Origin of the sequence: Patulibacter brassicae (assembly GCF_033949425.1) — a bacterium.
GTDB lineage: Bacteria > Actinomycetota > Thermoleophilia > Solirubrobacterales > Solirubrobacteraceae > Patulibacter > Patulibacter brassicae.
In genome coordinates this window covers 39,840-63,612 of record NZ_JAXAVX010000009.1, presented here as the reverse complement: position 1 = coordinate 63,612, position 23,773 = coordinate 39,840, and the positions used below count along the sequence as shown (strand labels likewise).

The following is a 23,773-nucleotide window of genomic DNA, read 5'->3' as shown; positions in this document are numbered from 1 at the left end:
CGCGGCGGGGCCCCTCAGCTCCCGTCCGCTGCTGGACCGCCGTCGTCCGGTTCCGTGTCCTCGCCCCCGTCGTCGTCGTCGGCGTCCGGCGCCAGGATCCCGGGCCCCTCGACGAGCAACCGCCCGAGCCCCTCCTCGTCGAGGACGGGGACCCCCAGGCGCTCCGCCTTCTCGAGCTTCGAGCCGGCCGACTCGCCGGCCACGAGCGCCGACGTCTTCCGCGACACGGACGTCGTGACCCGCGCGCCAGCCGCCGTGAGGCGCTCCGTGGCCTGCTCGCGCGTGAGCGTCGGCAGGGTCCCGGTCAGCACGACGGTCAACCCGTCGAGCGCGCCCTCGCCCGGCGCCGGACCCTCCTGCTCGAGCTGGACGCCCGCGGCGCGGAGGCGGTCGACGAGCTCGCCGACCGCCGGGTCCGCGAGGCGCTCGGCGATGATCTCGGCCATCTTGCCCCCGACGCCCGGCGTCTCGGCGAGCTGCTCGGGCGTCGCCGCCCGGAGCGCGTCGATCGTCCGGAACCGGGCCGCGAGGTTGCGGCCGGTCACCTGGCCGACCTCCTCGAGGCCGATCGCGAAGAGGACGCGCGCGAACGGCTGCTCCTTGGAGCGGGCGATCGCGTCGACGACGCGGGTGGCCGAGATCTCGCCGTAGCCCTCGAGCTCGACGAGCTGCTCGGCGGTCAGGGCGTAGAGGTCCGCGGCGGTCCGCACGAGCCCCTGCTGCAGCAGCTGGAGGACCTGCTTCTCCCCCAGGCCCTCGATGTCCATCGCGCCGCGGCTGACGTAGTGCTTCAGCAGCTGGTACTGCTGGCCGGGGCAGCCGCCGCGGTTCGGGCAGCGGGTGAAGACCGAGTCCTCGGGCTTCTCCGTGGGGGTGTCGCAGGCCGGGCAGCGGGCCGGCGGCCGAGGCGGGTCGGCCCGGTCCTCGCGATCGACCTCGTGCGGGGCGGGCGAGACGACCTGCGGGATGACGTCGCCGGCGCGCAGGACGATCACCCGGTCGCCCGGGCGGACGTCCTTGCGGGCGAGGTCCTCCTCGTTGTGGAGCGTCGCCTGGCTCACCGTCACGCCGGAGACGACGACCGGGTCGAGCACCGCGTAGGGGTGGAGATCGCCGAACTTGCCGACGCTCCAGACGACGTCGAGGAGCGTCGTCACGGCGGTCCGCGGCGGGAACTTCCAGGCGATCGCCCACCGCGGGTCGCGCCCGACGCTGCCCAGACGACGCTGCAGCTCGTGGTCGTCGACCTTCACGACGACGCCGTCGATCTCGAAGTCCAGGCGGTCGCGGCGCTCCTGCCACTCGGCGCAGCGCGCGACGACGGCGGCCGGGTCGTCGTGCACGCGGACGTCCTCGTTGACCGGGAAGCCGCGCTCCCGGAGCCACAGCAGGACGGCGTGGTGTCCCTCGACCCCGAGGACCTCGCCGACGCTCGACGAGGTGCCGGCCGCGGCCGAGGCGGCGCCGTCGCCGGCGTCCGGCGCGTCGGCGCGGCTCGCCGCCACGACGCCGACGCCGTAGGCCCAGAACGAGAGCGGCCGGGTCTTCGCGAGCTTCGGATCGAGCTGGCGGATCGTGCCCGCCGCCGAGTTGCGCGGGTTCATGAACGTCGACTCGCCCGCCTGCGCGCGCCGCTCGTTCAGGCGCTCGAAGTCCTTCAGCGCCATGTAGATCTCGCCCCGGACCTCGAGCACCGCCGGCGCGTCGGGCACGTGCAGGGGAACGCTCGGGATCGTGCGGACGTTGTGCGTGACGTCCTCGCCGACCTCGCCGTCCCCGCGCGTGGCCGCGCGGACGAGGACGCCGTCCTCGTAGCGCAGGCTCATCGCGAGGCCGTCGACCTTCGGCTCGGTGACGAACCGGAACGCCGGGTCCTCGATCCCCTCCCGGGACAGGTGGTTGCGCATCCGGTCGACCCAGGCCTCGAGCTCCTCGGGCCGGTGGGCGTTGGCGAGCGAGAGCATCGGCTGCTCGTGCCGGACCTTCGTGAGCTTGTCCAGCGGCGCGCCGCCGACCCGCTTCGTCGGCGAGTCGGCCGCGTCGAGCTCCGGGTGCTCCTGCTCCAGCCGCTCGAGCTCGCCGAAGAGCGCGTCGTACTCCTCGTCGCCGATCTCCGGATCGTCCTGCTCGTAGTAGCGCCGCCGGTGGTGCTCGACGACGGTGCGCAGCCAGGCGACGCGCTCGGCCGGATCGTCGCCGGCGGGCGGGGCGGGCAGAGGGGACGTGTCCGCGCTCACGCCCCGGAGCTTAGGACCTCGCGCGGTGGGACCGGTCCCGCGCCGGCGGGCGCTCAGCCGCCCGCGGCCAGCTCGTCGAGCAGGCGCTCGAAGCCGTGGCCGGTGAGCGGCTCGATCGAGCTGTCGTGCGTGAGGTCCAGGTGCAGCGGCGTGATCGACGCGCGGCCCTCGCTCATCGCGTGCAGATCGGTGCCCGGGCGCGGCTCGAAGCCGTGGCGGGTGCCGTAGAGCCAGTACGTGCGGGTGCCGTCGGGGGCCGTGTCGACCGGCTCGAGCTCGTCGCGGTAGCGCCGCCGGCCCAGGCGCGTGACCTCGACGGCCGACACCTCGCCCTGCGGGACGTTGAGGTTGAGGATCGTGCGCTCGTCGAGCGGGACGATCGGCGCGCCGTCGTTCGCGGCCCCCGGCAGCAAACCGCGGTGCAGCTCGGCCACGACCCGCGCGGCGAGCTCGGCGGCGACGGTGAAGTCCCAGGTGAACTCGTCGCGGAGGTTCCAGTCGCCGTGCGGCGAGGCCATCGACACGGCGACGCCCGGGACGTCGTGGATCGCGGCCTCCAGCGCGGCCGCCACCGTCCCGGAGTACGTCACGTCCTCGCCGAGGTTCGCGCCGTGGTTGATGCCGCTGACGACGAGGTCCGGACGCCAGTCGCCGAAGACGCCGTGCATCGCCAGCCGCACGCAGTCCGTCGGCATGCCGTCGGTCGCCAGCCCGGTGCCGCCGTCCTCGAACGCCTCGTCCCGCACCGCGAGCGGACGCCGGACCGTGATCGAGCGCGCGGTCGCGGAGCGGTTGCCGTCGGGCGCCACGACGCGCAGGTCGATCCCGTCGAGGCGCAGCAGCGCCGCGCGCAGCGCCACGAGCCCGGTCGCGCGGATCCCGTCGTCGTTCGTCAGCAGGACGCGCGTGGCCATCCCCACCAGCGTAGAGCGCGGGAGCCGGCGGCCGATCGCCGGGCCCCGCCGCGGCGCGCTACGAGCAGCCCTTGGGCCGCCCCTTGGACTCCGGGAAGCGCGGCTGCCGCTCGCCCTCCCCGAACGGGTAGGCGAACGCGTGCACCCGGTCGTTGCCGCGGTCGACGACGAACACGTCGCCCGCGGTGTCGACGTCGATGTCGACCGGGTCCTCGAACTGCCCGTCGCCGCGCCCGCGGGTCCCGATCGTGCCGAGGAGCGTGAGGTCGTTGGAGTACTTGCGCACGACATCGGCGGCGGTGTCGGCGACGTAGACGTAGCCGTCCTGGTCGACGGCCACCCCCGCGGCCCCGGTCAGCGGCAGGCGGTACAGCTCGCACCCCGTCGCCCCGTCGTAGCGGCGCACGCGCGCGTCGTCGGACGCGTTGGACGTCACGAAGACGTCGCCGTAGGGCCCGACGGCGATCCCCTGGGGGTTCCGCGCGCCGGCGTACGTCTTCACCTTCTTGCCCTTGGGATCGTGCATCGTCACCGACGCCTCGTCGCGGTTCTGCTTCGCGGCGTCGCGCCCGGTCGCGTTGCGGGCCCGCGCGACGTAGTAGTTGCCGCTCTCGTCGACGTCGAGCGCCGCGCTGCGCGCGCCCACGCCGTCGACGCCGGCCCCGAGGTCCTCCGCCCCCAGGTCGCCCCCGATCCCGGCCCGCGAGGTCCCGTTGTGCGCCTGCACGGCGAACTGCACGAACGCCAGCGGGTTCGCGGTGAAGGCCCCGGCGAACGTCACCTGGCCCTCGACGCGGTCGCGATCGGTCGAGGTGGCCGGCGAGGTCGCCACGCCGCGGAAGCCGCCCTCGCGGTGGATGTCGCCGAGGTGCTTCGCGGTGAGCTGCCCTCCGGCGTACGCGAGCGAGAACTGCTGCAGCAGGCTGTTGCCCGGATCCACCACGAACGCGCGCGTCCCGTCCTTGCGGTACCGGTCGACCGTGAGCGCGCTCGGGCCCTTGAACCGCCCGCCACCGGACCCCGAGCCGCCGAACTGCCCGACCCAGGCCGGAATCCGCGCGCCCGGCGGCACGGCGGAGTAGACCGCCGGCGCGGGCTCGACGCCGTCCTGGACGCCGTTGCGGTTGGAGTCGGCGAGCTTCGGGTCCGTGCCCCGCGCGCCGCCGTCGGGATCCGACGCGCGGCTCTTGTCCTGCGGCGCGCGTCCGTGCTCGGCGGGGCCCTTCGGACACGGGTCATCGCGGGTCCCGGGTCCGGGACCGTCGGGGGAGCCGTCGTCGTCGGTGTCGCAGCCGCGGGGGTTCGAGAACACGCGGTAGTCGGGCTTGGGCTTCGCGGCGTCGGGCGGCCCCGGCAGCGGCACGCGCCAGCCGACGCGGGTCTCGATCCGATCGCTCAGCCCGTCGCCGTCGGTGTCCTTCGCCCGCTCGCTCGTGCCCTCGATCGTCTCAATCGTGCTCGGGACGCCGTCGTCGTCGCGGTCGGCGAGATACGTGAGCACGATGGTGTCGCCGGGGACGAGCTTCGCGTCGCGCAGCGGGACGTCGTCGACGGCGATCCCCTCGGCGGTGCCGCTCACCACCCAGGTGCCCTGGTTGGCGTCCTGGGCGTCGGCGACCCCGAGCAGCGAGACGAGCTTCGCCGCCGCCCCGCCGGGCTGGCCCTCCCGCCGGTGGGGACCGTACTTCGGCGACAGCTTCAGCCGCTCGAGCGCCGCGCCGACCGGGAGGCCCGCCGGCACCAGTCGACCGGCGTCGTCGCGGGCCTTGCGCACGCCGGCGGCGATCTGCATCTGGCGGACGCGCTGATCGTCGTCGCACGTGGCGTCCTGCTCCGGGCACGGCCCGAGGTCCACGATCACCGTCGCGGTCTTCGCGTCGACGGCCTGCAGGATCTTCTCGAACGGCTTCTGCTGGTCGTCGACGATCGAGAAGTTCCCCATGTGGATCGTCATCGGCGTCGGGTCGGCGAGGTACTCCTTCAGGACCTCCGAGCTCTGCTGCGCCCCGACGGACACGTTCTGGGTCGCGCCCGGAGCCAGCTGGATGGCCTGATCGGTGGCCTTCGGGCACGGCGCGCCGAAGTCGGCGGTGCCGGCCGTCGGGGAGAACGTCGCGAACGTCCGGGACTCCTCGGGCTTCTCCGGATCGGAGATCTCGCCGAGGAACTGCGGGGTCTCGGCGATCCGGAAGCCCACGCGCCCGGTGTTCGTGACCTTCACCGTGGCCTGGAGGCAGCCCTCGGGCTCGATCGTCGTCTCCCGCGAGGTCTCGAGCTCCTGGATCCGGCCGTACTCCTTCTCGACGCTGCTCGTGTCCTCCCACTTGTTCGTCGTGCTCGTGCTGATGCTCTGCTCCGAGCCGACCTTCGCGGTGACCTTCTCCTCGTCCTCCGGGACGCCGACCTCCGTCTCGGACTCGAACTCCTCGCTGAACTTCAGGCCGAGCTTCACGCCGAGGGAGTGGCTCTCGGTGTGCTCGCTGGACTTCAGGGTCGAGGTCGACCGCTCGTCGGACCTCGTCTCGCCGAGCTCGACGGTGATCGGGATGTCGATGTTCACCTGCGGCGCCTCGATCTTGAACCGCGGCAGATCGGCGACGAGGGGATCGAACGTCCCTTCGCCCTCGCGGATCTCCTCGGCGTCGCCCATGTCGTCGCCGTCGGTGTCGGACTCCACCGGGGACGTCCCCCAGCTGCCGACCTCGGCGCCGTCGAGCAGACGCTCGTCGACCGGTGCGCCTGCGATCCGGGCGTCGCCGTCGCTGTCGGCGTGGACCGGCGAGGCGCCGTAGGCCCCCTCGTCCGGGTCCCGGAGTCCGTCCCCGTCGGTGTCGGCCGACCGCGGATCGGTGCGCAGGGCCTGCTCGTCGCCGTCGCTCAGGCCGTCGCCGTCGGTGTCGGCCTTGGCGTGGCTGCTCGTGATGCCCGTGCGCTCGTGCTGCTCGCGGCCGGCGCGCAGGTCGTCGACGTTCGTGATCGTCAGCGACCGCTCCGTCTCCTCGAAGCAGTCGCTGAGGCCGTCGCCGTCCTCGTCGCGCGTGTTCGAGTAGAGGATGCAGAAGCCGGGTGCGGGAACGGGGGCGCGCAGTGCCGCCCGGGTCGTCCGGCGCGGCGCCCGGGCCTCGGCGGCGGACCCCGACGGGGCGTGGCGCGCCGCGGCGGCGCGGTCCCGAGCGCTCGTGCGGGCCGTCGACGCGACCGCCGCCGCCACGGCCGGCACCGTGCCGAGTCGGCGCGGGCCGACGCGCCGCGAGCGGGTCGGCGCGCGATCGCCGCAGTCGCGCATCGAGCGCGCGGAGCGGCCGGGCAGCAACGTCCGGCAGAGGTGCGCGCCGGCGAGGCGCGCGCCGCTCCGTCGGCCGAACTGCACCGTCGCGTCCGCGAGGTTGGCGCCCTCCAGCCGCGCGCCGCGCAGGTCCGCGGCGGTGAGGTCCGCGCCCCGCAGGTCGGCGCCTCGCAGGTCGGCCCCGGCGAGACTGGCCCGGTGCAGCGAGGCGCGGTGCAGATCGGCGCGCCGCAGGTCGGCGCCGCGGAGGTCGGCACCGAGGAGCGCGGCGAACGGCAGGCTCGCGTGCGGGCAGCGCGCCAGCGGCAGCGGCACGCACCGTCCCTGCGCGGTGACTCGCCGGCGCACGGTGATCCGGAGGGTTCGCGTGCTCCAGCGTCCCGCGCGCGCCCGTCGCACGGCGCGCAGCGACACCCGGTCCCCGTGGACGCGCGCCACCCGGGCGGTCACCGTGCGCCCGCCGGCCCGTAGCCGCAGCGACGCCGATCCGGCGAGGCCGTCGAGCGTCCGGGCGAGGGCGCGACCGTCGAGCCGGACCGTCTGGGGAGCGGTGCCGCGCTGGCGCAGGACGGCGCGCCGGGCGTTCGAGGCGGGCCGGACGTCGACCCGCCGACCGTCGCGCGCCACGGTCACCGAGCGGACCGGCAACGACAGGTCGAGGGTCGCCGACGCCGCGCGTGGGCGAACCGGCTCGAGCGGACCGGCTGCGCCCGACGGCGCCGGCGCGACCGCGAGCAGGGCGATGGCGGGGAGGGCCGCGCGGAGGAGCCCGCGACGCGCACCGGGGGGAGCGAGCATGCCGCGAGGCTCGCCGACGGCCGAGTCCGCGGCATCCCCCGTTCTGGTGATCGCGAAGGCGGGTGGCCGCGTCCCGGCGTCAGGCCCAGGGCGGGCGGCCCCATCCGTCCGGCGGCGACGCGGGCCCCCCGAACGCCTCGGGGTAGGCGATCCCGGCGAGGTGCAGGCCCTGCGGCGGCAGCGTGACGCCGGCCGCGGACCGCGGCGCGCCCTCGAGCAGCGCGGCGAAGGCCTCGGTCGTGCGCCGGCCGGCGGCGACCTCGAGCATCGTCCCGACGAGGATCCGGTTCATGTGGCGCATGAACGCGTCGGCCTCGATCCAGAACTCGAGCCACTCGCCGTCGCGTCGCCACGCGGCGTGCAGCACCCGCCGCCGGAAGCGGACGTGCTCGGTCCGGCTCGGGGTGAACGCGGTGAAGTCGGGCTCCCCGGCCGCCTCGAGGGCGTCCGCGCAGTCCCGCAGTCGCCCCTCGTCGACCCGGTGGGGCCACCAGAGGGCCTGCCGACGGCCGAACGGCGACGGCGTGCGCCGCGTGTGGAGGCGAAAGCAGTAGGTCCGGCTCGTCGCGACGCGGCGCGCGTCGAACCCGGAGTCCTGGACGGTCGCGGTGCGGACGGCGACGTCCCGCGGCAGCACGGCGTTCACGCCGCGCAGGTCGGGCGGGCCGCCCTCGTAGGAGGCCACCTGCGCGACCGCGTGGACCCCGCGGTCCGTGCGGCCGCCGACGGTCAGGCGCGTCTCGCGGCGCAGGACGATGCCGAGCGCGCGCTCGAGCTCTCCCTGCACCGTCCGCAAGCCGGGCTGCGCGGCCCAGCCGGCCAGCTCGGTGCCGTCGTACTCGATCTCCAGGCGGGTCGCGGTCACGCGCGGCGCATCCTCGCGCACCCGGCCGGTCGCGCGCGGCCCGGGAACGGCCCTTGCGCGTCGCAGGCACGGGCGCGGCCGCCGTCAGCGGGGGAGCGAGCCGGGACGGCCGTCGAGGCGCCGACGCACCGCACGCCGGACGCGAACGTGCCCGCCGAGCAGCAGCGTCGTCGGGACGAGGACGAGCGCCGGCCAGAAGGCGCCGGCGCCGCCGACCGCCCAGACGGCGAGGGCCCCGCCGTTCACGCCGCCGAAGGTCCAGGCGTGCCCGCGGATCGCCGCGCGGTCGGCCCGCCGCGCCAGCGCGCCGGCCCGACGGCGGACCGGCTCCCCGGCCACGCGGCGCAGCGCGCCCGGCAGGTCCAGCAGCAGCGGCACGACGTCCCCGCGCGTCCGCGCCGCGACGACGCGCGCCGAGCGCTCCTCGAGCTCGGCCGCGTCGAGCCGACCGGCCGCGTACTGGGCGCGCAGCTCGGCGAGCACGAGCTCGCGCTCGTCGTCGCCGATCCGGACGGAGGAGGCCGCCATGGCGCGCCAGCCGCTCACCCCTCCAGGGTACCGCCGGCCGGGAACGCGAACGGCCGCCCGGAGGCGGCCGTTCGGCGAGGCGGGTGCTCGGAGGCTCAGACGAGCTCGATGAGGACCATCTCGGTCGCGTCGCTCTTGCGCGGCCCGAGCTTCAGGATCCGGGTGTAGCCGCCCGGACGCTCCGCGTACCGCGGGGCGATGTCCTCGAAGAGCTTGTACGTGGCGAACTTGTCCTGGCCGAGGGCCGAGAGCGCCTGGCGCCGCGCGTGCAGGTCACCGCGCTTGGCGAGCGTGATGAGCTTCTCGATCTCCGGCTTCAGCGCCTTGGCCTTCGCCTCGGTCGTCGTGATCCGCTCGTGCTCGATGACCTCCTTGGAGAGGTTGCGGAGCAGCGCCTTGCGATGGGCGCTCGAGCGAGAGAGCTTGTGGCGGGTCTTCTGGTGACGCATCGTCAGTCCTTCTGGGCGGCAGGTTCCGGTGCCGGTCCTACTCGTCGCGGAGGCTGTAGCCCCGCGCGGCGAGGGTCTCGACGACCTCGTCGATCGACTTCTTGCCGAAGTTCGGGATGGCGGCGAGCTCGGCCTCGGTCTTCGAGGTGAGGTCGCCGACGGTCTGGATGCCGGCGCGCTTCAGGCAGTTGTACGAGCGGACGCCGAGCTCGAGCTCCTCGATCATCATCTCGTCGGTCGGGTCGCCGAAGGCGCCCTCGACCCCGAGGCCGTCCTCGAGCTCGCCACCGACGGAGGCGCGGAGCTCCTCGACCCGGTCCGGGTCGGTGAAGACGGCGAGCTGCTGGATGAGGATCTCGGCGGCCTCGCGGAGCGCCTCGCCCGGCTCGATCGAGCCGTCGGTCTCGATGTCGAGCTGCAGCTGGTCGAAGTCCGTGCGCTGACCGACGCGGGCCGGCTCGACCCGGTAGGCGACGCGACGGATCGGCGAGAAGATCGAGTCGATCGGGATGACGCCGATCGGCTGGTCCGCCGTCTTGTTGTCGTCGGCGGTGCGGTAGCCGCGACCCTGGCCGATCGTGAGGTAGACCTCGAGCTTCGTCCCGGCCTCGAGGGTCGCGATGTGCGCCTCGGGGTTGAGGATCTCCACGCCGGCGGGCAGGTCGATGTCCTTCGCGGTGACCTCGCCCGGGCCCTCGGCGACGAGCGGCGCCTCGACCTCGCTGGCGTCGGAGTGCATGCGGCAGACGAGCGCCTTGAGGTTCAGGACGATGTCCGTCACGTCCTCGGTGACGCCGTCGAGCGTCGTGAACTCGTGGGCGACGCCCTCGATCCGGACGTTCGTGACGGCGGCGCCGGAGAGGAAGCTCAGCAGGACGCGGCGCAGCGAGTTCCCGAACGTGTAGCCGAAGCCGCGCTCGAGGGGCTCGATCGTGAACGTGCCGCGGTTGTCCTCCACGGACTCGCTGGTGATCCGGGGGGTCTGGTAGTCGAGCATCAGGGTCCTTGCGTCGTCGAAAGACGGGTGGCCGCGGGTGGGCGCTGCGGCCAGGCGTGCGGACGAAGGGGAGCGCTGGTCCCCCCGCCGCCCGCGACGGGGGTCCTGGAAGCGCGGTGGCTCAGACGCGGCGCCGCTTCTTGGGGCGGCAGCCGTTGTGCGCCTGCGGCGTCACGTCGCGGACGGTCGTGACCTCGAGGCCGGCGGCCTGGAGGGAGCGGATCGCGGTGTCGCGCCCGGAGCCGGGGCCCTTGACGAAGACCTCGACCTTCTCGAGGCCCTGCTCGATGCCCTTGCGGGCGGCGGAGTCGGCCGTGACCTGCGCCGCGAACGGCGTCGACTTGCGGGAGCCCTTGAACCCGGCACCGCCGGCGGACTCCCAGGCGATCACGTTGCCCTCCTTGTCGGTGAGCGACACGATCGTGTTGTTGAAGCTCGTCTTGATGTGGGCCTGGCCGACGGGGATGTTCTTCTTCGGCTTGCGGCGGCCGCGAGCGGGGCGCTTCGGAGCGGGCATGTGGGTCCCTTACTTCTTGCCGGGCTTCTTCTTGCCCGCGGTGGGCATGCGCTTCGGGCCCTTGCGGGTGCGCGCGTTCGTCTTCGTCTTCTGACCGCGCACCGGGAGGTTCCGGCGATGACGGATCCCGCGGTAGCAGCCGATCTCCATCAGGCGCTTGACCGCCTGGTTGCGCTCGCGGCGCAGATCGCCCTCGACCACGACGTGGCGGTCGATGTGCTCGCGGAGGGCGGCGACCTGGTCCTCGGTCAGGTCACGGACCTTCGTGTCCTGATCGATGCCCGTCGCCTTCAGGATCTCGTTCGAGCCCGAGCGGCCGATCCCGTAGATGTAGGTGAGACCGATCTCGATCCGCTTGTTCAGCGGGATGTTGATGCCGGCGATACGTGCCATGAGGTCAGCCCTGCCGCTGCTTGTGCCGCGGGTTCTGACAGATCACCAGGACCGCACCGTTGCGGCGGATGACCTTGCACTTCTCGCACATCGGCTTGACCGACGGTCGTACCTTCATGGTTCCCTTCTCGGCTCGATGACCAGCAGCGTGGCTCTGACGGCGCGGAGGCCCGTCGCTACCAGCCGCTGAAGCGTGCGCGTCCAGGGGAGGACGTGACACGCGCAGATTCGGAACGGTACCAGACGGATCGGCGGTGACGCGTTGCGGCCCGCAGCGACCCTCGCGGGCCGCGTCGCGCGCCGTGCTGCGTCCCCGCCCCGCGGGGGACGGAGGACCCTAGCAACCGGCGTGCGCGGCGGAGCGCCGCCGGGCAAGTCCCTGCAAAGCGGCCGGTCGACCGCCCGCCGTCGCGCCGTCTCCGCCGGGTTCGGGGTCAGACGGCCCAGCGACCGTCGCCGCCCCACGGGGTCAGGACCCGCGCGCCGTCGTCGGTGATCGCCACGGTCACCTCGGCGTGGGTGGCGCGCGCGCCGTCGACGGTGAAGACCGACCAGCCGTCGTCCGCCATGCGGATGGCCGCGCGGCCGAGGGTCACCATCGGCTCGATCGCGATCACGAGCCCCGGCTCGAGCGGGCGGCCGGTGCCGGGCTTGCCGATGTTGGGCACCTGCGGGTCCTCGTGCAGGGCGAACCCCACCCCGTGCCCGATGAGCGTCGGGAAGACCTGCAGGCCGGCCGTGGCGCAGCGGCTCGCGACCGCGTGGCCGATGTCGCCGATCCGGTTCCCCGGCCGGCAGACGGACACGGCGTCGGCGAGCGCGGCCTCGGCGGTCTCCACGAGGTGGCCGTCGGCCGCCCCGAGCGCGCCGACCGGAACCGTGCGCGCGGCGTCGGCCACGAGCCCGTCGAGCGTCACGCCGACGTCGAGGGACAGCAGGTCCCCGTCGCGCAGGGGCGTCGCGTTCGGGATCCCGTGGACGACGAGGTCGTTCGGCGAGGCGCAGATCGCGCCCTTGAACCCGCGGTAGCCGAGGAACGACGGGCGGCCGCCCGCGGCCGCGATCCGCTCGCGGGCCACCGCGTCGAGGTCGGCGGTCGACGTCCCGGGGACGGCGAGCGTCGCCAGCTCGTCGAGGACGTCGGCGAGGATCCGCCCGGCGGCGGCGATGCCGTCGACCTGGGCGGGGCGCTTCAGGCGGATCCCCATGCCGCGTCCGGGTCGCTCAGACGGCGTCCTCGAGACGCAGCGTCGAGACGGTCTTGCGCAGGTGCGCTGCGACCTCGTCGACGCCCTGCGTCCCGTCGAAGCGGTGCAGCAGGCCCCGCTCCTCGTAGTACGAGACGAGCGGCTCGGTCTGCGCGTGGTACACGGACAGGCGCTTGCGGATCGTCTCCGGCTTGTCGTCGTCTCGCTGGATGAGGTCCGAGCCGTCGACGTCGTCCTTGCCCTCGACCTTCGGCGGGTCGAACTCGACGTGGTACACGCGGCCGGACTGCGACACGCGACGGCCCGAGAGCCGGCGGACGATCTCCTCGTCCGGCACGTCGATGAGCAGCGCGCCGTTGAGGTCGCGCCCGAGCTCCTTCAGCGCGGCGTCGAGCTCCTCGGCCTGGGCGATGTTCCGCGGGAACCCGTCCAGCACGAAGCCGTCGGAGGCCGCCTCCGAGCGCACGCGCTCGAGGATCAGGCCGATGACGAGCTCGTCGGGCACGAGCTCGCCGGCGTCCATGAAGCCCTTCGCCTTCAGCCCGAGCTCGGTGCCCTCGCGGACGGCCTCGCGCAGGATCTGGCCGGTGACGACGTACTCCAGCGGCTCGCTGGAGGTCAGCCGCTCGCCCTGGGTGCCCTTCCCGGCACCGGGCGGGCCCAGCAGGATCAGGTTCAACTCGCTCATCGATCGGTGCTCCGTCCGCGTCGGCTGCAGCGTGCGGGGCTCATCGCAGGAACCCCTCGTAGTTGCGCATCATCAGCTGGGCCTCGACCTGCTTGACGGTGTCGAGCGCGACGCCGACGACGATCAGCAGCGAGGTGCCGCCGAACGCGAAGCCCTGCGTGGTCTGGTTGAAGAGGAGGGTCGGCAGCGCGGCGACCGCGGCGAGGTACAGCGCGCCGGGGAAGGTCAGTCGCGCGAGGATGCGGTCGAGGAACTCGGCCGTGGGTCGTCCCGGTCGCACCCCGGGGATGAACCCGCCGTACTTCTTCAGGTTGTCCGCCTGCTCCACCGGGTTGAACGTCACCGCGGTGTAGAAGTAGGTGAACAGGATGATGAAGATCGTCTCGCCGGCGACGTAGGCCCAGCTGCCGTAGCGGAGGAACTCCTGGACGCCGTTGGCCGGATCGTGCGTGATGAACTGCGCGATCGTCGGCGGGATCGACATGATCGACGCGGCGAAGATCACCGGGATGACGTTCGCCATGTTGACCTTCAGCGGCAGGTAGGTCTGCCCGCCCCCGCTCATCCGCCGTCCGATGACGCGCTTGGCGTACTGGATGGGGATCCGGCGCTGGCCCTCCTGGATGAAGACCACCGCGGCGATGACCGCGAGGACGAGGAACGGCAGCAGGACCTTGAAGACCTGATCGCCGCTCTGCCACCAGTTGCTGACGCCGCCCGGGAGGCCCGAGACGATCGACGCGAAGATCATCAGCGACATGCCGTTGCCGACGCCGCGCTGCGTGATGAGCTCGCCCATCCACATGACGATCATCGCGCCCGCGGTGAGCGAGACGGCGATCATGAAGACCGTCCCGAAGTTGAACGGGTCGATCAGCGGCTCGCCGGCCTGGTCGGAGAAGGTCCGGAAGAGGAAGACGTAGGCGATCGACTGGCCGGCCGCCAGCGCCACCGTGAGGTAGCGGGTGTACTGCGTGATCCGCTGCTGGCCCTGCTCGCCCTCCTGCTTGAGCTTCTCGAGCGAGGGCACCACGACCTGCAGGAGCTGCAGGACGATCGACGCGGTGATGTACGGCATGATGCCGAGCGCGAAGATCGCGATCTGGCTCAGCGCGCCGCCCGAGAAGACGTTCAGCAGCTGGAGCGCCGAGCCGGAGCCGAAGCTCTCCTGGATGGCGCGGACGCCCTCCTCGGAGACCCCCGGGACGGGGATCTGCGCCCCGATGCGGTAGAGCGCGAGCAAGGCGAGCGTGAACCCGATCTTCTTGCGGATCTCGGGAACCGTGAGCGCGCCGGTGAGGATGCGGATCATCGTGCTGGCTCTGATGCGGGAACGGGACGGCCGGACGAGCCGGCGGAGGACCGGTGCGCGCCACGGGGCGAGCGACCGGGATCAGGCATGGTACGCGGACGCGGCCCCGGGCGCAGTCGCCCGGGGCCGCGGAGCCGCGAAGGGTGAGGCGGTGATCAGGCCTCGACGACGACGGCCGTGCCGCCGGCGGACTCGATCGCCTCGCGCGCCGAGCTGCTGAAGCGGTGCGCGTGCACCGTCAGCGGGCCCTGCAGCTCGCCGCGGCCCAGCACCTTGACCGGGACGCCGTTGTCGCGGACGAGGCCCTTGGCCTGCAGCGCCTCGAGCGTCACGTCGGCGCCGGACTCGAAGCGGTCCGCGAGCGTGTCGAGGTTCACGGCCTGGGTGGCCGTGCGGAAGCGCTCGAAGGGCATCGAGGTCTTCTTGTTCGGACCGCGCAGCTTGCGCATCCGGCTCTGGAGCGGGTTCTGGCCGCCCTCGAAACCGGTCCGGTCCTTGGCGCCCGAGCGCGAGCCCGCGCCCTTGTGCCCGCGACCGGAGGTCTTGCCGTGCCCGGAGCCGTGACCGCGGCCGACGCGCTTGCGCGACTTGCGGCTGCCCTCGGCCGGGCTCAGGCTGTGGAGCCCGATCTGGTCGAGCTGCTGCTCGTTGCTCATCACGCCTCCTCGACGCGGACCAGGTGCCGCACGGCGTGCAGCTGGCCCCGCTGCTGCGGGGTGTCCTGGACTTCGACGGTGTGGCCGATCCGACGCAGGCCCAGGGAGCGCAGCGTCTCGCGCTGCGCCTGGTTGCTGCCGATGGCCGACTTGAACTGGGTGGCCTTCAGCGTGCTCATGCCGTGACCTCCTCGGTCTCCTCGACGGCCTCGTCCTCGCGCTGCGAGAGGCCGAGCACGTCGGCGACGCTGATCCCGCGGAGGTCGGCGACCTCCTTCGGGGTGCGCAACGTCTGCAGACCGTCGACCGTCGCCTTCACGAGGTTGATCGGGTTCTGCGAGCCGAGGCTCTTGCTCAGGATGTCCTGGATGCCGGCGAGCTCGAGCACGGCGCGGACGCCGCCGCCGGCGATGACGCCGGTACCCGGCGAGGCCGGCTTGAGGAGGACCTGGCCGGACCCGAAGCGCCCGATCACCGGATGGGTGATCGTCGAGCCGTGACGCGGGACCTTGAACAGGTCCTTCTTCGCGCGCTCGACGGCCTTCTGGATGGCGGTCGGGACCTCGTTGGCCTTGCCGTAGCCGACGCCGACGACGGTGGACTCGTCGCCCACGACCACGAGGGCGGTGAACGAGAAGCGACGGCCGCCCTTGACGACCTTCGCGACGCGGTTGATCTCGACGACCCGCTCCTGCAGGTCGTACCCGACGGGACTGACGGTGCGATCGATAGCCATGGTTCAGCGGCCTCCTAGACCTGCAGCCCGCCCTCGCGGACGGCCTCGGCGAACGCCTGCACGCGCCCGTGGTACTGGTACCCGCCGCGGTCGAAGACCGCGACCTCGACCCCGGCGGCCTTCGCGCGCTCGGCCAGCAGCTGACCGGCCTTCGAGGCCTGCTCCTTCTTGGACAGCTCCCGCAGCTCGGGCTCGGTCCACTGCACCGAGGTGATCGTGTGACCGGCCTCGTCGTCGATGAGCTGGGCGAAGATGCCCCGGTTGCTGCGGAAGACCGCGATGCGCGGCCGCTCGGCGGTGCCGGTGACCTTCGCCCGCACGCGGCGGCGCCGCTTGAGACGGCGCGCTTCCTTGGTGACGATGCTCATGCGCGCTTGCCCACCTTCCGGGCGACGTACTCGCCCTCGTAGCGGACGCCCTTGCCCTTGTAGGGCTCCGGCGGACGCTTCTTGCGGATGTTCGCCGCGATCTCGCCGACGAGCTGCTTGTTGGAGCCCTTGACGATGACGCGGGTCGGCTGCGGCACCTCGAACTCGATGCCCTCGGGGGCCTCGACGACGACGGGGTGCGAGTAGCCGAGCGCGAGCTCGAGGTCCTTGCCCTTGAGCGCGGCGCGGTAGCCGACGCCCTGGATCTCGAGCGTCTTGGCGAAGCCGGCGGTGACGCCCTCGACCATGTTCGCGATGAGGCTGCGGCTCAGGCCGTGCAGCGCTCGGTGCGGACCGCGGTCGGTGGGACGCGTGACGACGATCTCCGCACCCTCCTGGGTGACGGTGATGTCGCGGTGGATCGCCTCCGACAGGGCGCCCTTGGGGCCCTTGACCGAGACGACGCCCGGCTCGATGGTGACGTCGACCCCGGTCGGGACCGGGATCGGCTTGCGACCGATGCGGCTCATGGGGTCACCAGACCTCGGCCCAGACCTCGCCGCCGACGCCCGCTGCGCGCGCGTCGTGGCCGGTCATGATGCCGCTCGAGGTGGACATGATCACGGTGCCCAGGCCGCCGAGCGACTTGGGGACCTCGCCGGCGCCGACGTAGAGGCGCTGGCCCGGACGCGACACGCGGCGCAGGCCGGTGATCGCGGAGCTCCGGTTCTTCGTGTACTTCAGCGTGATGTGGAGCAGCTCGCCGGGCGTGTCCGTGGACGGACGGACCTCGACGTCGGAGATGTAGCCCTGCTCCTTGAGGATGCGGGCGATCTCGACCTTCGCCTTGGAGGCGGGGACGTCGACGGTGCGGTGCGCGGCGGTGATCGCGTTGCGGATGCGGGTGAGCAGGTCCGCGATCGGGTCGGTCGTGGACATGCTTACCAGCTGCTCTTCGTCATGCCGGGGATGTAGCCCCGATGGGCGAGCTCGCGCAGGCAGATCCGGCAGACGCCGAACTTGCGGTAGACCGAGCGCGACCGGCCGCAGGAGCGGCAGCGCGTGTACTCGCGGGACTGGTACTTCGAGGGGCGCGCCTGGCGGACGCGCTGAGAGGTCTTCGCCATGGGTCAGCTCCCCTTGGTGGTCGTCGTCGGCTCCGGCGCACCGGCAGGACGCTTGCCCTCGCGCGAGAAGGGGAAGCCGAGCTCCTGCAGCAGCGAGAAGGCCTCGCCGTCGGTCTGGGCCGAGGTCGTGAAGATGATGTCGAGGCCACGCACCTGGTCGATGGCGTCGTAGTCGATCTCCGGGAAGATGATCTGCTCGCGCACGCCGATGGCGTAGTTGCCACGGCCGTCGAAGCTCGTCGTCTTCAGGCCGCGGAAGTCGCGCACCCGCGGGAGCGCGATCGACAGCAGCCGGTCCAGGAACTCGTACATCCGCTCGCCGCGCAGCGTCACCGCCGCGCCGACCGGCATGCCCTCGCGCAGCTTGAAGCCGGCGATCGACTTGCGGGCCCGGCGGACGTTCGGCTGCTGGCCGGCGATCGCGGCGAGCTGCTCGACGGCCTGGGCGAACGTCTTGTTGTCCTGCTTGGCCTCGCCGAGGCCCATGTTCAGCGTGATCTTCTCCAGGCGCGGGACCTGCATGATCGAGCTGTACCCGTGGCGCTCGAACAGGACCGGCCGGATCTCGTCGAGGTAGCGCGTCTTCAGTCGCGCGGTCGTGGTCGCACTCATCGCGGCTACCTCAGTCGATCTGCTGACCCGAGCGACGCGCGACGCGCACGCGGCGGCCGTCGTCGGTCCGGGTCACGCCCACGCGGGTGGGCTTGTTGGTCTTGGGATCTACGAGCATGACGTTCGAGACGTGGATCGCCCCCTCGCGCTCGATCACGCCGCCCTGGGCAGCCGGGCTGCCGGGCGCCGCCATCGGGTTCGGGCGCTGGTGACGCTTGACGAGGTTGACGCCCTGGACGGTGACGCGCTCCCCGGCGGGATCGACGTGGATGACCGTTCCGGTCTTGCCACGGTCCTTGCCGCTGATCACGACGACCTCGTCGTCGCGACGGATGCGAAGGCCCATTTTAGAGCACCTCCGGCGCCAGCGACACGATCTTCATGAACGACCGCTCGCGCAGCTCGCGAGCGACCGGCCCGAAGATGCGGGTGCCGCGCGGGTTGTTGTTCGCGTCGATGATGACGGCCGCGTTCTCGTCGAAGGCGATGTACGTGCCGTCCTCGCGCCCGAACTCCTTGCGGGTCCGGACGACGACGGCCTTCACGACCTCGCCCTTCTTGACCGAGCCGTTCGGCGTCGCCGACTTCACCGTCGCGGTGATGGTGTCCCCCACGCGGGCGTAGCGCCGGCGGGAACCGCCGTGCACCCGGATGGTCAGGATCTCGCGGGCGCCGGTGTTGTCGGCGACCTTCAGACGGGACTCGTTCTGGATCACTTCGCGCGCTCCACGATCTCGGCGAGCCGCCAGCGCTTCGTCTTCGAGAGCGGACGCGACGAGTTCACGCGGACGACGTCGCCGACGCCGGCCTCGTTGCTCTCGTCGTGCGCCTGCAGCTTCGAGGACGAGCGGACGATCTTCTTGTACTTGCGGTGGCGCTTCTGGGCGTCGATCCGCACGATGATCGTCTTGTCGCCGGTGGCGGACGTGACGATGCCCTGGCGGACCTGGACGCGGCCGGGCTCGCGCTCGGCGGGCGGGGTGCCCTGCTTGGGACCCTCCGCCTCGCGCTTGGCGACCTTGCGCTCGCGCTCCTGCAGCCGACGGCGGCGACGCGCCACGGCCTTCTTCTTGCGCTCCTCGGCGCGCTCGCGGGCGCGCTCCTCGGGCGTGCGCTGCGGCTTGGCGGTGGTGCCCTGCCGCTGGCGGTGCCAGGCGCGCTTCTGCACGGGCGACAGCGAGGGGTCGGGACCCTCCGGAGCCTGGGGCTCGGGGGTCGCCTCCTCCTCGGTGGTCGCAGCGGCGTCGACGGCCTCGGGGTTCTCGGTGTTCTCGGTGTTCTCGTCAGCCATCGGTTCAGCCGATCCGGTCGACATCGATGCCGCGCTGACGAGCGATCGTCAGCACGCGGGCCAGCTCGCGGCGGGCGGTGCGCAGCGCCGTGGTGTTCTCCAGCTCGCCGGTGGCCTGCTGGAAGCGGAGACCGAAGATCTCCTTGCGGGCGGTGGCGACCTGCTCGGCGAGCTTGGCGTCGTCGAGGTCGCGCAGCTCCTGGGGACGCGTCATGCCTCGTCCTCCGCGGTCACGAACTTGGTCTTCACGGGCAGCTTGTGGCCGGCGAGGCGGATCGCCTCGCGGGCCAGGGGCTCCGGCACGCCGGCGAGCTCGAACATCACGCGGCCCGGCTTCACGACGGCGACCCAGCCCTCGGGCGAGCCCTTGCCGGAGCCCATGCGGGTCTCGGCCGGCTTCTTCGTGTAGCTCTTGTCCGGGAAGACGTTGATCCAGACCTTGCCGCCGCGCTTGATCTTGCGGGTCATGGCGATACGCGCCGCCTCGATCTGGCGGTTCGTGATCCAGCCGGCCTCGAGCGACTTCAGGCCGTACTCACCGAACTGCACCGAGTTCTGGCCACGCGAGAGACCGCGCTTGCGGCCGCGGTGGACCTTGCGGTGCTTGACGCGCTTCGGGGACAGCATCAGCGCCCACCTCCCTGGGGTCCACGACCACCGCGGGGGCCACCCGGCCCACCGGGACCGCGGCCACCGGGCCCACCCGGGCCCCGGCCACCACGGTCGCCGCCGCGGCCGCCGCGATCGCCGCCGCGGAAGCCTCCGCGGTCGTCGCGCCGGCCACCGCCGCGACGACGGTCGCGATCGTTCGTGCTCGGGCCGTCGACGTCGGTCAGGTCGGAGGCGCCGTAGCCCTCCGGCATGATCTCGCCCTTGTTGACCCAGACCTTCACGCCGATCCGGCCGAAGGTCGTCTTGGCCTCGTAGAAGCCGTAGTCGATGTCTGCGCGCATCGTGTGCAGCGGCACGCGACCGTCCTGGTAGGACTCGGTGCGGGACATCTCGGCGCCGCCGAGGCGACCGCCGACCTGGATCCGGCAGCCCTTCGCCCCCGAGCGCATGGCGCTCGTCAGGGCGCGCTTCATCGCGCGGCGGAACGCCACGCGGTTCTGCAGCTGCTCGGCGACCGACTGCGCGACGAGCTTCGCGTCGAGCTCCGGACGGCGGACCTCGAGGATGTTCACCTTGACCTGCTTGCCGGTGATCCGGTGCAGGTCCTTGCGCAGCGCGTCGACCTCGACGCCGGACTTCCCGATCACGACGCCCGGGCGGGCGGTGCGGATCGAGACCTCGACCTCGTTCTTGTTCTTGCGGATCGCGATGTCCGACAGGCCGGCGTGCGCCAGCTTGTTCTGGATGTGCTCGCGGATCTGCCGATCCTCGTCGAGGAAGTCAGCGGTGTTCTGCGCGCTGAACCAATGGCTCTTCCAGTCGTGGATGTAGCCCACGCGCATCGACTCGGGATGGACCTTCTGTCCCATGTCAGACCTCGTCCTTCGGCGTCAGCTGGATGGCCAGGTGGCTCGTGCGCTTGTTGATGCGATACGCACGACCCTGGGCGCGGGGCTGGAAGCGCTTGAGCGTCGGGCCGTCGTCGGCCGTCACGCTCTTGACCTTCAGCTCGTCGCCGATCAGCTCGTGGTTGTTCTCGGCGTTCGCGACCGCGGACTCGAGCACCTTGCTCCAGTCCTGGGCGGCCGAGCGCGTGCTGTGGGCGAGGATGGCGCGGGCCTCCTCGACGTCCTTGCCGCGGATGAGGTCCGCGATCAGGCGCGCCTTGCGGGGCGTCGTGCGGACGTACTTCGCGGTCGCGCGGACGACCGGGACCTCACCGGCCGCCTGGCGGCGCCGGGCCCGGCGGGCGTCGGCGCGCGCGCCACCACGGACCTGCTGCACCGGAGCCGGCGCGTGGTCGTGATCGTGATCGTGGTCGTGCGCGTGATCGTGCGCATCGGCCTCGTCGGAGTCCGCAGCCTCCGCGACCGTCTCGGTCGCAGCAGCCTCCTCGACCTTCGGCTCCTCGGCGGGGCTCTCGGCCTCCGTCGGGGTCACCTCGGCCTGCGGCTCCTCCTGGACGTCGTCCTTGGGGGTCTCGTCAGCCATGGATCAGCGCCTCTTCGCGGTGTCGCCGTGGCCGCGGTAGGTCCGCGTGGGCGCGAACTCGCCCAGCTTGTGGCCGACCATCGACTCGGACACGAACACGGGGACGTGCTTGCGGCCGTCGTGGACGGCGATCGTGTGCCCGACCATCTCCGGGAAGATCGTCGAAGCGCGCGACCAGGTCTTGATCAGCTTCTTCTCGTTGGCGGAGTTCATGGACTCGATGCGCGACATCAGTCGCTCCTCGATCCACGGCCCCTTCTTGCTCGAACGGCTCATTGGGGCCTACTTCCTCTTGCCCTTGCCGCGGCGGCGACCGCGCACGATGTAGCGGTCGGACGGCTTGTTCTTCTTGCGGGTGCGGTACCCCAGCGTGGGCTTGCCCCACGGGGTGACCGGATGGCGGCCCGGCGTGGTGGAGCCCTCGCCGCCGCCGTGCGGGTGGTCGACCGGGTTCATCGCCGTGCCGCGCGTCTGCGGGCGGACGCCCATGTGACGCTTGCGGCCGGCGTTGCCGATCTTCACGTTCTGGTGGTCGGCGTTGCCGACGCTGCCGATGGTGGCGCGGCACGACTCGCGAACGAGGCGCATCTCGCCGGACGGCAGGCGCAGCGTCGCCATGCCCTGGTCCTTGGCCATCAGCTGGATCGACGACCCGGCGGACCGGCCGAGCTGGCCCCCCTTGCCGGGCTGCAGCTCGACGTTGTGCACGACCGTGCCGGCCGGGATGTCCTTCAGCTGCAGCGCGTTGCCGACCTTGATGTCGGCGTCGCTGCCGCTCTGCACGGTCGTGCCGACCTGCAGGTTGCGGGGAGCGATGATGTAGCGCTTCTCGCCGTCGGCGTAGTGCAGCAGCGCGATGTACGACGTCCGGTTGGGGTCGTACTCGATGGCGGCGACCTTCGCGGGCACGCCGTCCTTGTCGCGCTTGAAGTCGATCCGGCGGTACAGGCGCTTCGCGCCGCCGCCGCGATGGCGGGACGTCTTGCGCCCGTAGCTGTTGCGGCCACCGGACTTCGTGAGGCCCTCGACGAGCGAGCGCTCCGGCTCGGTCTTCGTGATCTCGGCGAAGTCCGCGTAGGTCGCGAACCGCTGGGCGGGGGTGGTGGGCTTCGGCTTGCGGATACCCATGGTTACTCCTGCGGGCTCGCGTCGAGCGACTGGAAGATCGGGATCTCCTCGCCCTCGCGCACCTGCACGATGGCCTTCTTCCAGGCGCGGGTGCGGCCACTGGTGGTGCCGCGCCGCTTCGGCTTGCTCTTCACGCTCGACGTGCGGACCTCCTCGACGTGGACGTCGAAGAGCGACTCCACCGCCTGGCGGATCTGCGTCTTGTGCGCGTCCGGGTGCACCCGGAACGTGTACTTGCCGACCGTCGAGAGGACGTAGCTCTTCTCGGAGACGACCGGGCGGATGATGACCTGCGTCGGATCCATGATCAGGCCTCCGCGGACGTGGTGGAGGTGGTCCCGTTGACGCGGGCCACGAGCTCGTCGACGGCCGCGGCCGAGACGAGCAGGCGACCGGCGCCGATGAGGTCGGCCACGCCGACCGCCTCGGCCGGCAGCACGGTGACCTTCTCGAGGTTCCGGAAGGACAGCGCGACCTGCGCCTCGCTCTCGGCGAGGACGAGCAGCGTCGTCCCGGACGCGGTCGTCCAGGTCTGCAGCAGGGCCGCGGCGGACTTCGTCGACGGCTCCGAGAAGCCGGTGGCGTCGACGCCCGCGACGGAGCCGCGCAGGCCGTGCAGCGACAGCGCGCTGCGCAGCGCGGCGCGCTTCTCCTTGCGGTTCACCTTGAAGGTGTAGCTGCGCGGGGACGGGCCGAAGATCGTGCCGCCGCCGGTCCAGATCGGGGACCGGGACGAGCCGGCGCGGGCGCGGCCGGTGCCCTTCTGGCGCCACGGCTTCGCGCCGCCGCCGGAGACCTCGCCGCGCGTCTTCGCCTTGGCGGTGCCCTGCCGGCGAGCGTTCAGCTCGTGACGGACGTTCTGGTGGACGAGCGGGCCGTTGAACGACGCGCCGAAGACGGCGTCGTCCAGCGAGATGGTCCCGCCGCCGAGGATCGGTGCCTCAGGCATCGGTGCGGACCTCCACGAGGCCGTTGCGCGGTCCCGGGACCGAGCCGCGCAGGATCAGCAGGTTCTCGTCGGCGTCGATGCGCACGATCTCCAGCCCGGGCTGGGTCACGCGCTCGCCGCCCATGCGGCCGGGGCCGCGCAGGCCCTTGAAGACGCGCGCCGGGTAGGCGGCGGCGCCGATCGAGCCCGGGGCGCGGGTGTTGTGCGAGCCGTGGGTCACCGGACCGCGGCCGAAGCCGTGGCGCTTGACGGTGCCCTGGAAGCCCTTGCCCTTCGAGGTGCCGGCGACCTTGACCTTCTGGCCGGCCTCGAACGCCTCGACGGTGACCGACTGGCCGACCTCGGCCTCGACGGCCACGTCGCGGAACTCCACGAGGTGGCGGTGGGGCCCGACGCCGGCCTTCTTCAGGTGACCGAGCTCCGGCTTGGAGAGGTGCTTCTCCTTCGTGGCACCGAACGCGAGCTGGACGGCGTCGTAGCCGTCGCGGTCGGCGGTGCGCTTGGCCGTGACCGGGCACGGGCCGGCCTCCAGCACGGTGACGCGCTCGACGCGGCCGTCCTCCAGGAACAGCTGGGTCATGCCGAGCTTCTTGGCGAGGATCGCGGCCATG

General features: G+C 72.5%; 32 protein-coding genes and 1 pseudogene. All 33 read right to left on the bottom strand.

The features are described 5' to 3' along the window. Positions 1 to 14 precede the first annotated feature (14 nt). Complete coding sequence (ligA, locus tag SK069_RS15095) at positions 15 to 2,237, bottom strand: NAD-dependent DNA ligase LigA (protein WP_319955073.1); 2,223 nt, start codon at positions 2,235 to 2,237, stop codon at positions 15 to 17. A 53-nt stretch (positions 2,238 to 2,290) separates the two neighbouring features. Further along, positions 2,291 to 3,151 carry a 5'/3'-nucleotidase SurE gene (gene surE, locus SK069_RS15090; RefSeq protein ID WP_319955072.1) on the bottom strand — a complete coding sequence of 287 codons (861 nt, stop codon included), beginning with the start codon at positions 3,149 to 3,151 and terminating at the stop codon, positions 2,291 to 2,293. Between the two features lie 58 nt (positions 3,152 to 3,209). Further along, positions 3,210 to 7,235 carry a pentapeptide repeat-containing protein gene (locus tag SK069_RS15085; RefSeq protein ID WP_319955071.1) on the bottom strand — a complete coding sequence of 1,342 codons (4,026 nt, stop codon included), beginning with the start codon at positions 7,233 to 7,235 and terminating at the stop codon, positions 3,210 to 3,212. A 79-nt stretch (positions 7,236 to 7,314) separates the two neighbouring features. Further along, positions 7,315 to 8,100, bottom strand: a complete 786-nt coding sequence (locus tag SK069_RS15080) for a tRNA pseudouridine synthase A (protein ID WP_319955070.1) — start codon at positions 8,098 to 8,100, stop codon at positions 7,315 to 7,317. Between the two features lie 84 nt (positions 8,101 to 8,184). Next, a complete protein-coding gene (locus SK069_RS15075; protein ID WP_319955069.1) occupies positions 8,185 to 8,646 on the bottom strand; it encodes a DUF1707 SHOCT-like domain-containing protein in 462 nt (153 codons plus the stop codon). A 77-nt stretch (positions 8,647 to 8,723) separates the two neighbouring features. Further along, entirely contained in the window at positions 8,724 to 9,077 is a 354-nt protein-coding gene (gene rplQ / locus SK069_RS15070) for a 50S ribosomal protein L17 (protein ID WP_319955068.1), read from the bottom strand. Between the two features lie 37 nt (positions 9,078 to 9,114). After that, a complete protein-coding gene (locus SK069_RS15065; protein WP_319955067.1) occupies positions 9,115 to 10,074 on the bottom strand; it encodes a DNA-directed RNA polymerase subunit alpha in 960 nt (319 codons plus the stop codon). Between the two features lie 121 nt (positions 10,075 to 10,195). After that, positions 10,196 to 10,591, bottom strand: a complete 396-nt coding sequence (gene rpsK / locus SK069_RS15060) for a 30S ribosomal protein S11 (RefSeq protein ID WP_319955066.1) — start codon at positions 10,589 to 10,591, stop codon at positions 10,196 to 10,198. Between the two features lie 9 nt (positions 10,592 to 10,600). Further along, positions 10,601 to 10,984 (bottom strand): 30S ribosomal protein S13, encoded by a 384-nt coding sequence (rpsM, locus tag SK069_RS15055; RefSeq protein WP_319955065.1) that lies wholly within the window; start codon positions 10,982 to 10,984, stop codon positions 10,601 to 10,603. Positions 10,985 to 10,988: 4 nt separating this feature from the next. After that, positions 10,989 to 11,102, bottom strand: a complete 114-nt coding sequence (gene rpmJ / locus SK069_RS15050) for a 50S ribosomal protein L36 (protein ID WP_084629688.1) — start codon at positions 11,100 to 11,102, stop codon at positions 10,989 to 10,991. Positions 11,103 to 11,418: 316 nt separating this feature from the next. Further along, positions 11,419 to 12,192: a type I methionyl aminopeptidase gene (map, locus tag SK069_RS15045; RefSeq protein ID WP_319955064.1), complete on the bottom strand. Its 774-nt coding sequence runs from the start codon at positions 12,190 to 12,192 to the stop codon at positions 11,419 to 11,421. A 16-nt stretch (positions 12,193 to 12,208) separates the two neighbouring features. Further along, positions 12,209 to 12,880 carry an adenylate kinase gene (locus SK069_RS15040; protein ID WP_319955063.1) on the bottom strand — a complete coding sequence of 224 codons (672 nt, stop codon included), beginning with the start codon at positions 12,878 to 12,880 and terminating at the stop codon, positions 12,209 to 12,211. A 40-nt stretch (positions 12,881 to 12,920) separates the two neighbouring features. After that, positions 12,921 to 14,192, bottom strand: coding sequence for a preprotein translocase subunit SecY (gene secY / locus SK069_RS15035; RefSeq protein WP_319955062.1), 1,272 nt, complete (start codon positions 14,190 to 14,192; stop codon positions 12,921 to 12,923). A 155-nt stretch (positions 14,193 to 14,347) separates the two neighbouring features. Beyond that, positions 14,348 to 14,821, bottom strand: a complete 474-nt coding sequence (rplO, locus tag SK069_RS15030; RefSeq protein WP_319955145.1) for a 50S ribosomal protein L15 — start codon at positions 14,819 to 14,821, stop codon at positions 14,348 to 14,350. A 26-nt stretch (positions 14,822 to 14,847) separates the two neighbouring features. Beyond that, a complete protein-coding gene (gene rpmD, locus SK069_RS15025) occupies positions 14,848 to 15,027 on the bottom strand; it encodes a 50S ribosomal protein L30 (protein ID WP_319955061.1) in 180 nt (59 codons plus the stop codon). Further along, positions 15,024 to 15,584 (bottom strand): 30S ribosomal protein S5, encoded by a 561-nt coding sequence (rpsE, locus tag SK069_RS15020; RefSeq protein WP_319955060.1) that lies wholly within the window; start codon positions 15,582 to 15,584, stop codon positions 15,024 to 15,026. Before rpsE ends, rpmD begins: the two co-directional genes overlap by 4 nt. A gap of 14 nt (positions 15,585 to 15,598) precedes the next feature. Next, the gene (gene rplR / locus SK069_RS15015) at positions 15,599 to 15,952 is read right to left on the bottom strand and encodes a 50S ribosomal protein L18 (protein WP_319955059.1); all 354 of its coding nucleotides are present in this window, start codon (positions 15,950 to 15,952) and stop codon (positions 15,599 to 15,601) included. Further along, a complete protein-coding gene (rplF, locus tag SK069_RS15010; protein WP_319955058.1) occupies positions 15,949 to 16,482 on the bottom strand; it encodes a 50S ribosomal protein L6 in 534 nt (177 codons plus the stop codon). Before rplF ends, rplR begins: the two co-directional genes overlap by 4 nt. A 4-nt stretch (positions 16,483 to 16,486) precedes the next feature. Next, positions 16,487 to 16,891, bottom strand: coding sequence for a 30S ribosomal protein S8 (gene rpsH, locus SK069_RS15005; protein ID WP_319955057.1), 405 nt, complete (start codon positions 16,889 to 16,891; stop codon positions 16,487 to 16,489). A gap of 2 nt (positions 16,892 to 16,893) precedes the next feature. Next, positions 16,894 to 17,079: a type Z 30S ribosomal protein S14 gene (locus SK069_RS15000; RefSeq protein WP_319955056.1), complete on the bottom strand. Its 186-nt coding sequence runs from the start codon at positions 17,077 to 17,079 to the stop codon at positions 16,894 to 16,896. 3 nt (positions 17,080 to 17,082) lie between these two features. After that, on the bottom strand, positions 17,083 to 17,691 hold the full coding sequence (rplE, locus tag SK069_RS14995) for a 50S ribosomal protein L5 (RefSeq protein ID WP_319955055.1): 609 nt from the start codon (positions 17,689 to 17,691) through the stop codon (positions 17,083 to 17,085). 10 nt (positions 17,692 to 17,701) lie between these two features. Next, entirely contained in the window at positions 17,702 to 18,037 is a 336-nt protein-coding gene (gene rplX, locus SK069_RS14990; RefSeq protein WP_319955054.1) for a 50S ribosomal protein L24, read from the bottom strand. 1 nt (position 18,038) lies between these two features. After that, on the bottom strand, positions 18,039 to 18,407 hold the full coding sequence (rplN, locus tag SK069_RS14985; protein WP_319955053.1) for a 50S ribosomal protein L14: 369 nt from the start codon (positions 18,405 to 18,407) through the stop codon (positions 18,039 to 18,041). Continuing rightward, complete coding sequence (gene rpsQ, locus SK069_RS14980) at positions 18,404 to 18,730, bottom strand: 30S ribosomal protein S17 (RefSeq protein ID WP_406628302.1); 327 nt, start codon at positions 18,728 to 18,730, stop codon at positions 18,404 to 18,406. Before rpsQ ends, rplN begins: the two co-directional genes overlap by 4 nt. Positions 18,731 to 18,986: 256 nt before the next feature. Continuing rightward, entirely contained in the window at positions 18,987 to 19,196 is a 210-nt protein-coding gene (gene rpmC / locus SK069_RS14975) for a 50S ribosomal protein L29 (RefSeq protein ID WP_319955052.1), read from the bottom strand. Beyond that, positions 19,193 to 19,609 (bottom strand): 50S ribosomal protein L16, encoded by a 417-nt coding sequence (gene rplP / locus SK069_RS14970; RefSeq protein ID WP_319955051.1) that lies wholly within the window; start codon positions 19,607 to 19,609, stop codon positions 19,193 to 19,195. Before rplP ends, rpmC begins: the two co-directional genes overlap by 4 nt. After that, complete coding sequence (gene rpsC / locus SK069_RS14965; protein WP_406628300.1) at positions 19,609 to 20,463, bottom strand: 30S ribosomal protein S3; 855 nt, start codon at positions 20,461 to 20,463, stop codon at positions 19,609 to 19,611. The genes rplP and rpsC overlap by 1 nt, the downstream gene beginning before the upstream one ends. 1 nt (position 20,464) lies before the next feature. Beyond that, a pseudogene (rplV, locus tag SK069_RS14960) lies at positions 20,465 to 20,800 on the bottom strand (50S ribosomal protein L22); the annotation flags it as partial. Between the two features lie 288 nt (positions 20,801 to 21,088). Further along, positions 21,089 to 21,361, bottom strand: a complete 273-nt coding sequence (gene rpsS, locus SK069_RS14955; protein WP_319955050.1) for a 30S ribosomal protein S19 — start codon at positions 21,359 to 21,361, stop codon at positions 21,089 to 21,091. Between the two features lie 6 nt (positions 21,362 to 21,367). Continuing rightward, positions 21,368 to 22,213 carry a 50S ribosomal protein L2 gene (gene rplB, locus SK069_RS14950; protein ID WP_319955049.1) on the bottom strand — a complete coding sequence of 282 codons (846 nt, stop codon included), beginning with the start codon at positions 22,211 to 22,213 and terminating at the stop codon, positions 21,368 to 21,370. A 2-nt stretch (positions 22,214 to 22,215) separates the two neighbouring features. Then, positions 22,216 to 22,518, bottom strand: a complete 303-nt coding sequence (rplW, locus tag SK069_RS14945) for a 50S ribosomal protein L23 (RefSeq protein ID WP_319955048.1) — start codon at positions 22,516 to 22,518, stop codon at positions 22,216 to 22,218. A 2-nt stretch (positions 22,519 to 22,520) separates the two neighbouring features. Beyond that, positions 22,521 to 23,162 carry a 50S ribosomal protein L4 gene (gene rplD, locus SK069_RS14940; protein ID WP_319955047.1) on the bottom strand — a complete coding sequence of 214 codons (642 nt, stop codon included), beginning with the start codon at positions 23,160 to 23,162 and terminating at the stop codon, positions 22,521 to 22,523. Then, positions 23,155 to 23,772 (bottom strand): 50S ribosomal protein L3, encoded by a 618-nt coding sequence (gene rplC / locus SK069_RS14935; protein WP_319955046.1) that lies wholly within the window; start codon positions 23,770 to 23,772, stop codon positions 23,155 to 23,157. The genes rplD and rplC overlap by 8 nt, the downstream gene beginning before the upstream one ends. Between the last annotated feature and the right edge of the window lies 1 nt (position 23,773).

Bases quoted from the DNA above. Each gene is read 5' to 3' on its own strand.
- surE (WP_319955072.1), bottom strand. From the start codon at position 3,151: ATGGCCACGCGCGTCCTGCTGACGAACGACGACGGGATCCGCGCGACC.
- rplE (WP_319955055.1), bottom strand. From the start codon at position 17,691: ATGAGTGCGACCACGACCGCGCGACTGAAGACGCGCTACCTCGACGAG.
- rpsK (WP_319955066.1), bottom strand. From the start codon at position 10,591: ATGCCCGCTCCGAAGCGCCCCGCTCGCGGCCGCCGCAAGCCGAAGAAG.
- SK069_RS15000 (WP_319955056.1), bottom strand. From the start codon at position 17,079: ATGGCGAAGACCTCTCAGCGCGTCCGCCAGGCGCGCCCCTCGAAGTAC.
- rpsS (WP_319955050.1), bottom strand. From the start codon at position 21,361: ATGAGCCGTTCGAGCAAGAAGGGGCCGTGGATCGAGGAGCGACTGATG.
- rpsM (WP_319955065.1), bottom strand. From the start codon at position 10,984: ATGGCACGTATCGCCGGCATCAACATCCCGCTGAACAAGCGGATCGAG.
- rplR (WP_319955059.1), bottom strand. From the start codon at position 15,952: ATGAGCATCGTCACCAAGGAAGCGCGCCGTCTCAAGCGGCGCCGCCGC.
- SK069_RS15040 (WP_319955063.1), bottom strand. From the start codon at position 12,880: ATGAGCGAGTTGAACCTGATCCTGCTGGGCCCGCCCGGTGCCGGGAAG.
- rplP (WP_319955051.1), bottom strand. From the start codon at position 19,609: ATGCTGTCCCCGAAGCGCGTCAAGCACCGCAAGGTCCACCGCGGCCGC.
- rpmJ (WP_084629688.1), bottom strand. From the start codon at position 11,102: ATGAAGGTACGACCGTCGGTCAAGCCGATGTGCGAGAAGTGCAAGGTC.
- rplF (WP_319955058.1), bottom strand. From the start codon at position 16,482: ATGAGCCGCATCGGTCGCAAGCCGATCCCGGTCCCGACCGGGGTCGAC.
- rpsH (WP_319955057.1), bottom strand. From the start codon at position 16,891: ATGTCCACGACCGACCCGATCGCGGACCTGCTCACCCGCATCCGCAAC.
- secY (WP_319955062.1), bottom strand. From the start codon at position 14,192: ATGATCCGCATCCTCACCGGCGCGCTCACGGTTCCCGAGATCCGCAAG.
- rplB (WP_319955049.1), bottom strand. From the start codon at position 22,213: ATGGGTATCCGCAAGCCGAAGCCCACCACCCCCGCCCAGCGGTTCGCG.
- rpsC (WP_406628300.1), bottom strand. From the start codon at position 20,463: ATGGGACAGAAGGTCCATCCCGAGTCGATGCGCGTGGGCTACATCCAC.
- rplQ (WP_319955068.1), bottom strand. From the start codon at position 9,077: ATGCGTCACCAGAAGACCCGCCACAAGCTCTCTCGCTCGAGCGCCCAT.
- rpmD (WP_319955061.1), bottom strand. From the start codon at position 15,027: ATGAGCACGCTGAAGGCCACCCAGTTCAAGTCGGCCATCGGCAGCAAC.
- rpsE (WP_319955060.1), bottom strand. From the start codon at position 15,584: ATGGCTATCGATCGCACCGTCAGTCCCGTCGGGTACGACCTGCAGGAG.
- rplC (WP_319955046.1), bottom strand. From the start codon at position 23,772: ATGGCCGCGATCCTCGCCAAGAAGCTCGGCATGACCCAGCTGTTCCTG.
- rpmC (WP_319955052.1), bottom strand. From the start codon at position 19,196: ATGACGCGTCCCCAGGAGCTGCGCGACCTCGACGACGCCAAGCTCGCC.
- SK069_RS15085 (WP_319955071.1), bottom strand. From the start codon at position 7,235: ATGCTCGCTCCCCCCGGTGCGCGTCGCGGGCTCCTCCGCGCGGCCCTC.
- rplX (WP_319955054.1), bottom strand. From the start codon at position 18,037: ATGGGCCTTCGCATCCGTCGCGACGACGAGGTCGTCGTGATCAGCGGC.
- map (WP_319955064.1), bottom strand. From the start codon at position 12,192: ATGGGGATCCGCCTGAAGCGCCCCGCCCAGGTCGACGGCATCGCCGCC.
- rplD (WP_319955047.1), bottom strand. From the start codon at position 23,162: ATGCCTGAGGCACCGATCCTCGGCGGCGGGACCATCTCGCTGGACGAC.
- SK069_RS15065 (WP_319955067.1), bottom strand. From the start codon at position 10,074: ATGCTCGACTACCAGACCCCCCGGATCACCAGCGAGTCCGTGGAGGAC.
- rplW (WP_319955048.1), bottom strand. From the start codon at position 22,518: ATGGATCCGACGCAGGTCATCATCCGCCCGGTCGTCTCCGAGAAGAGC.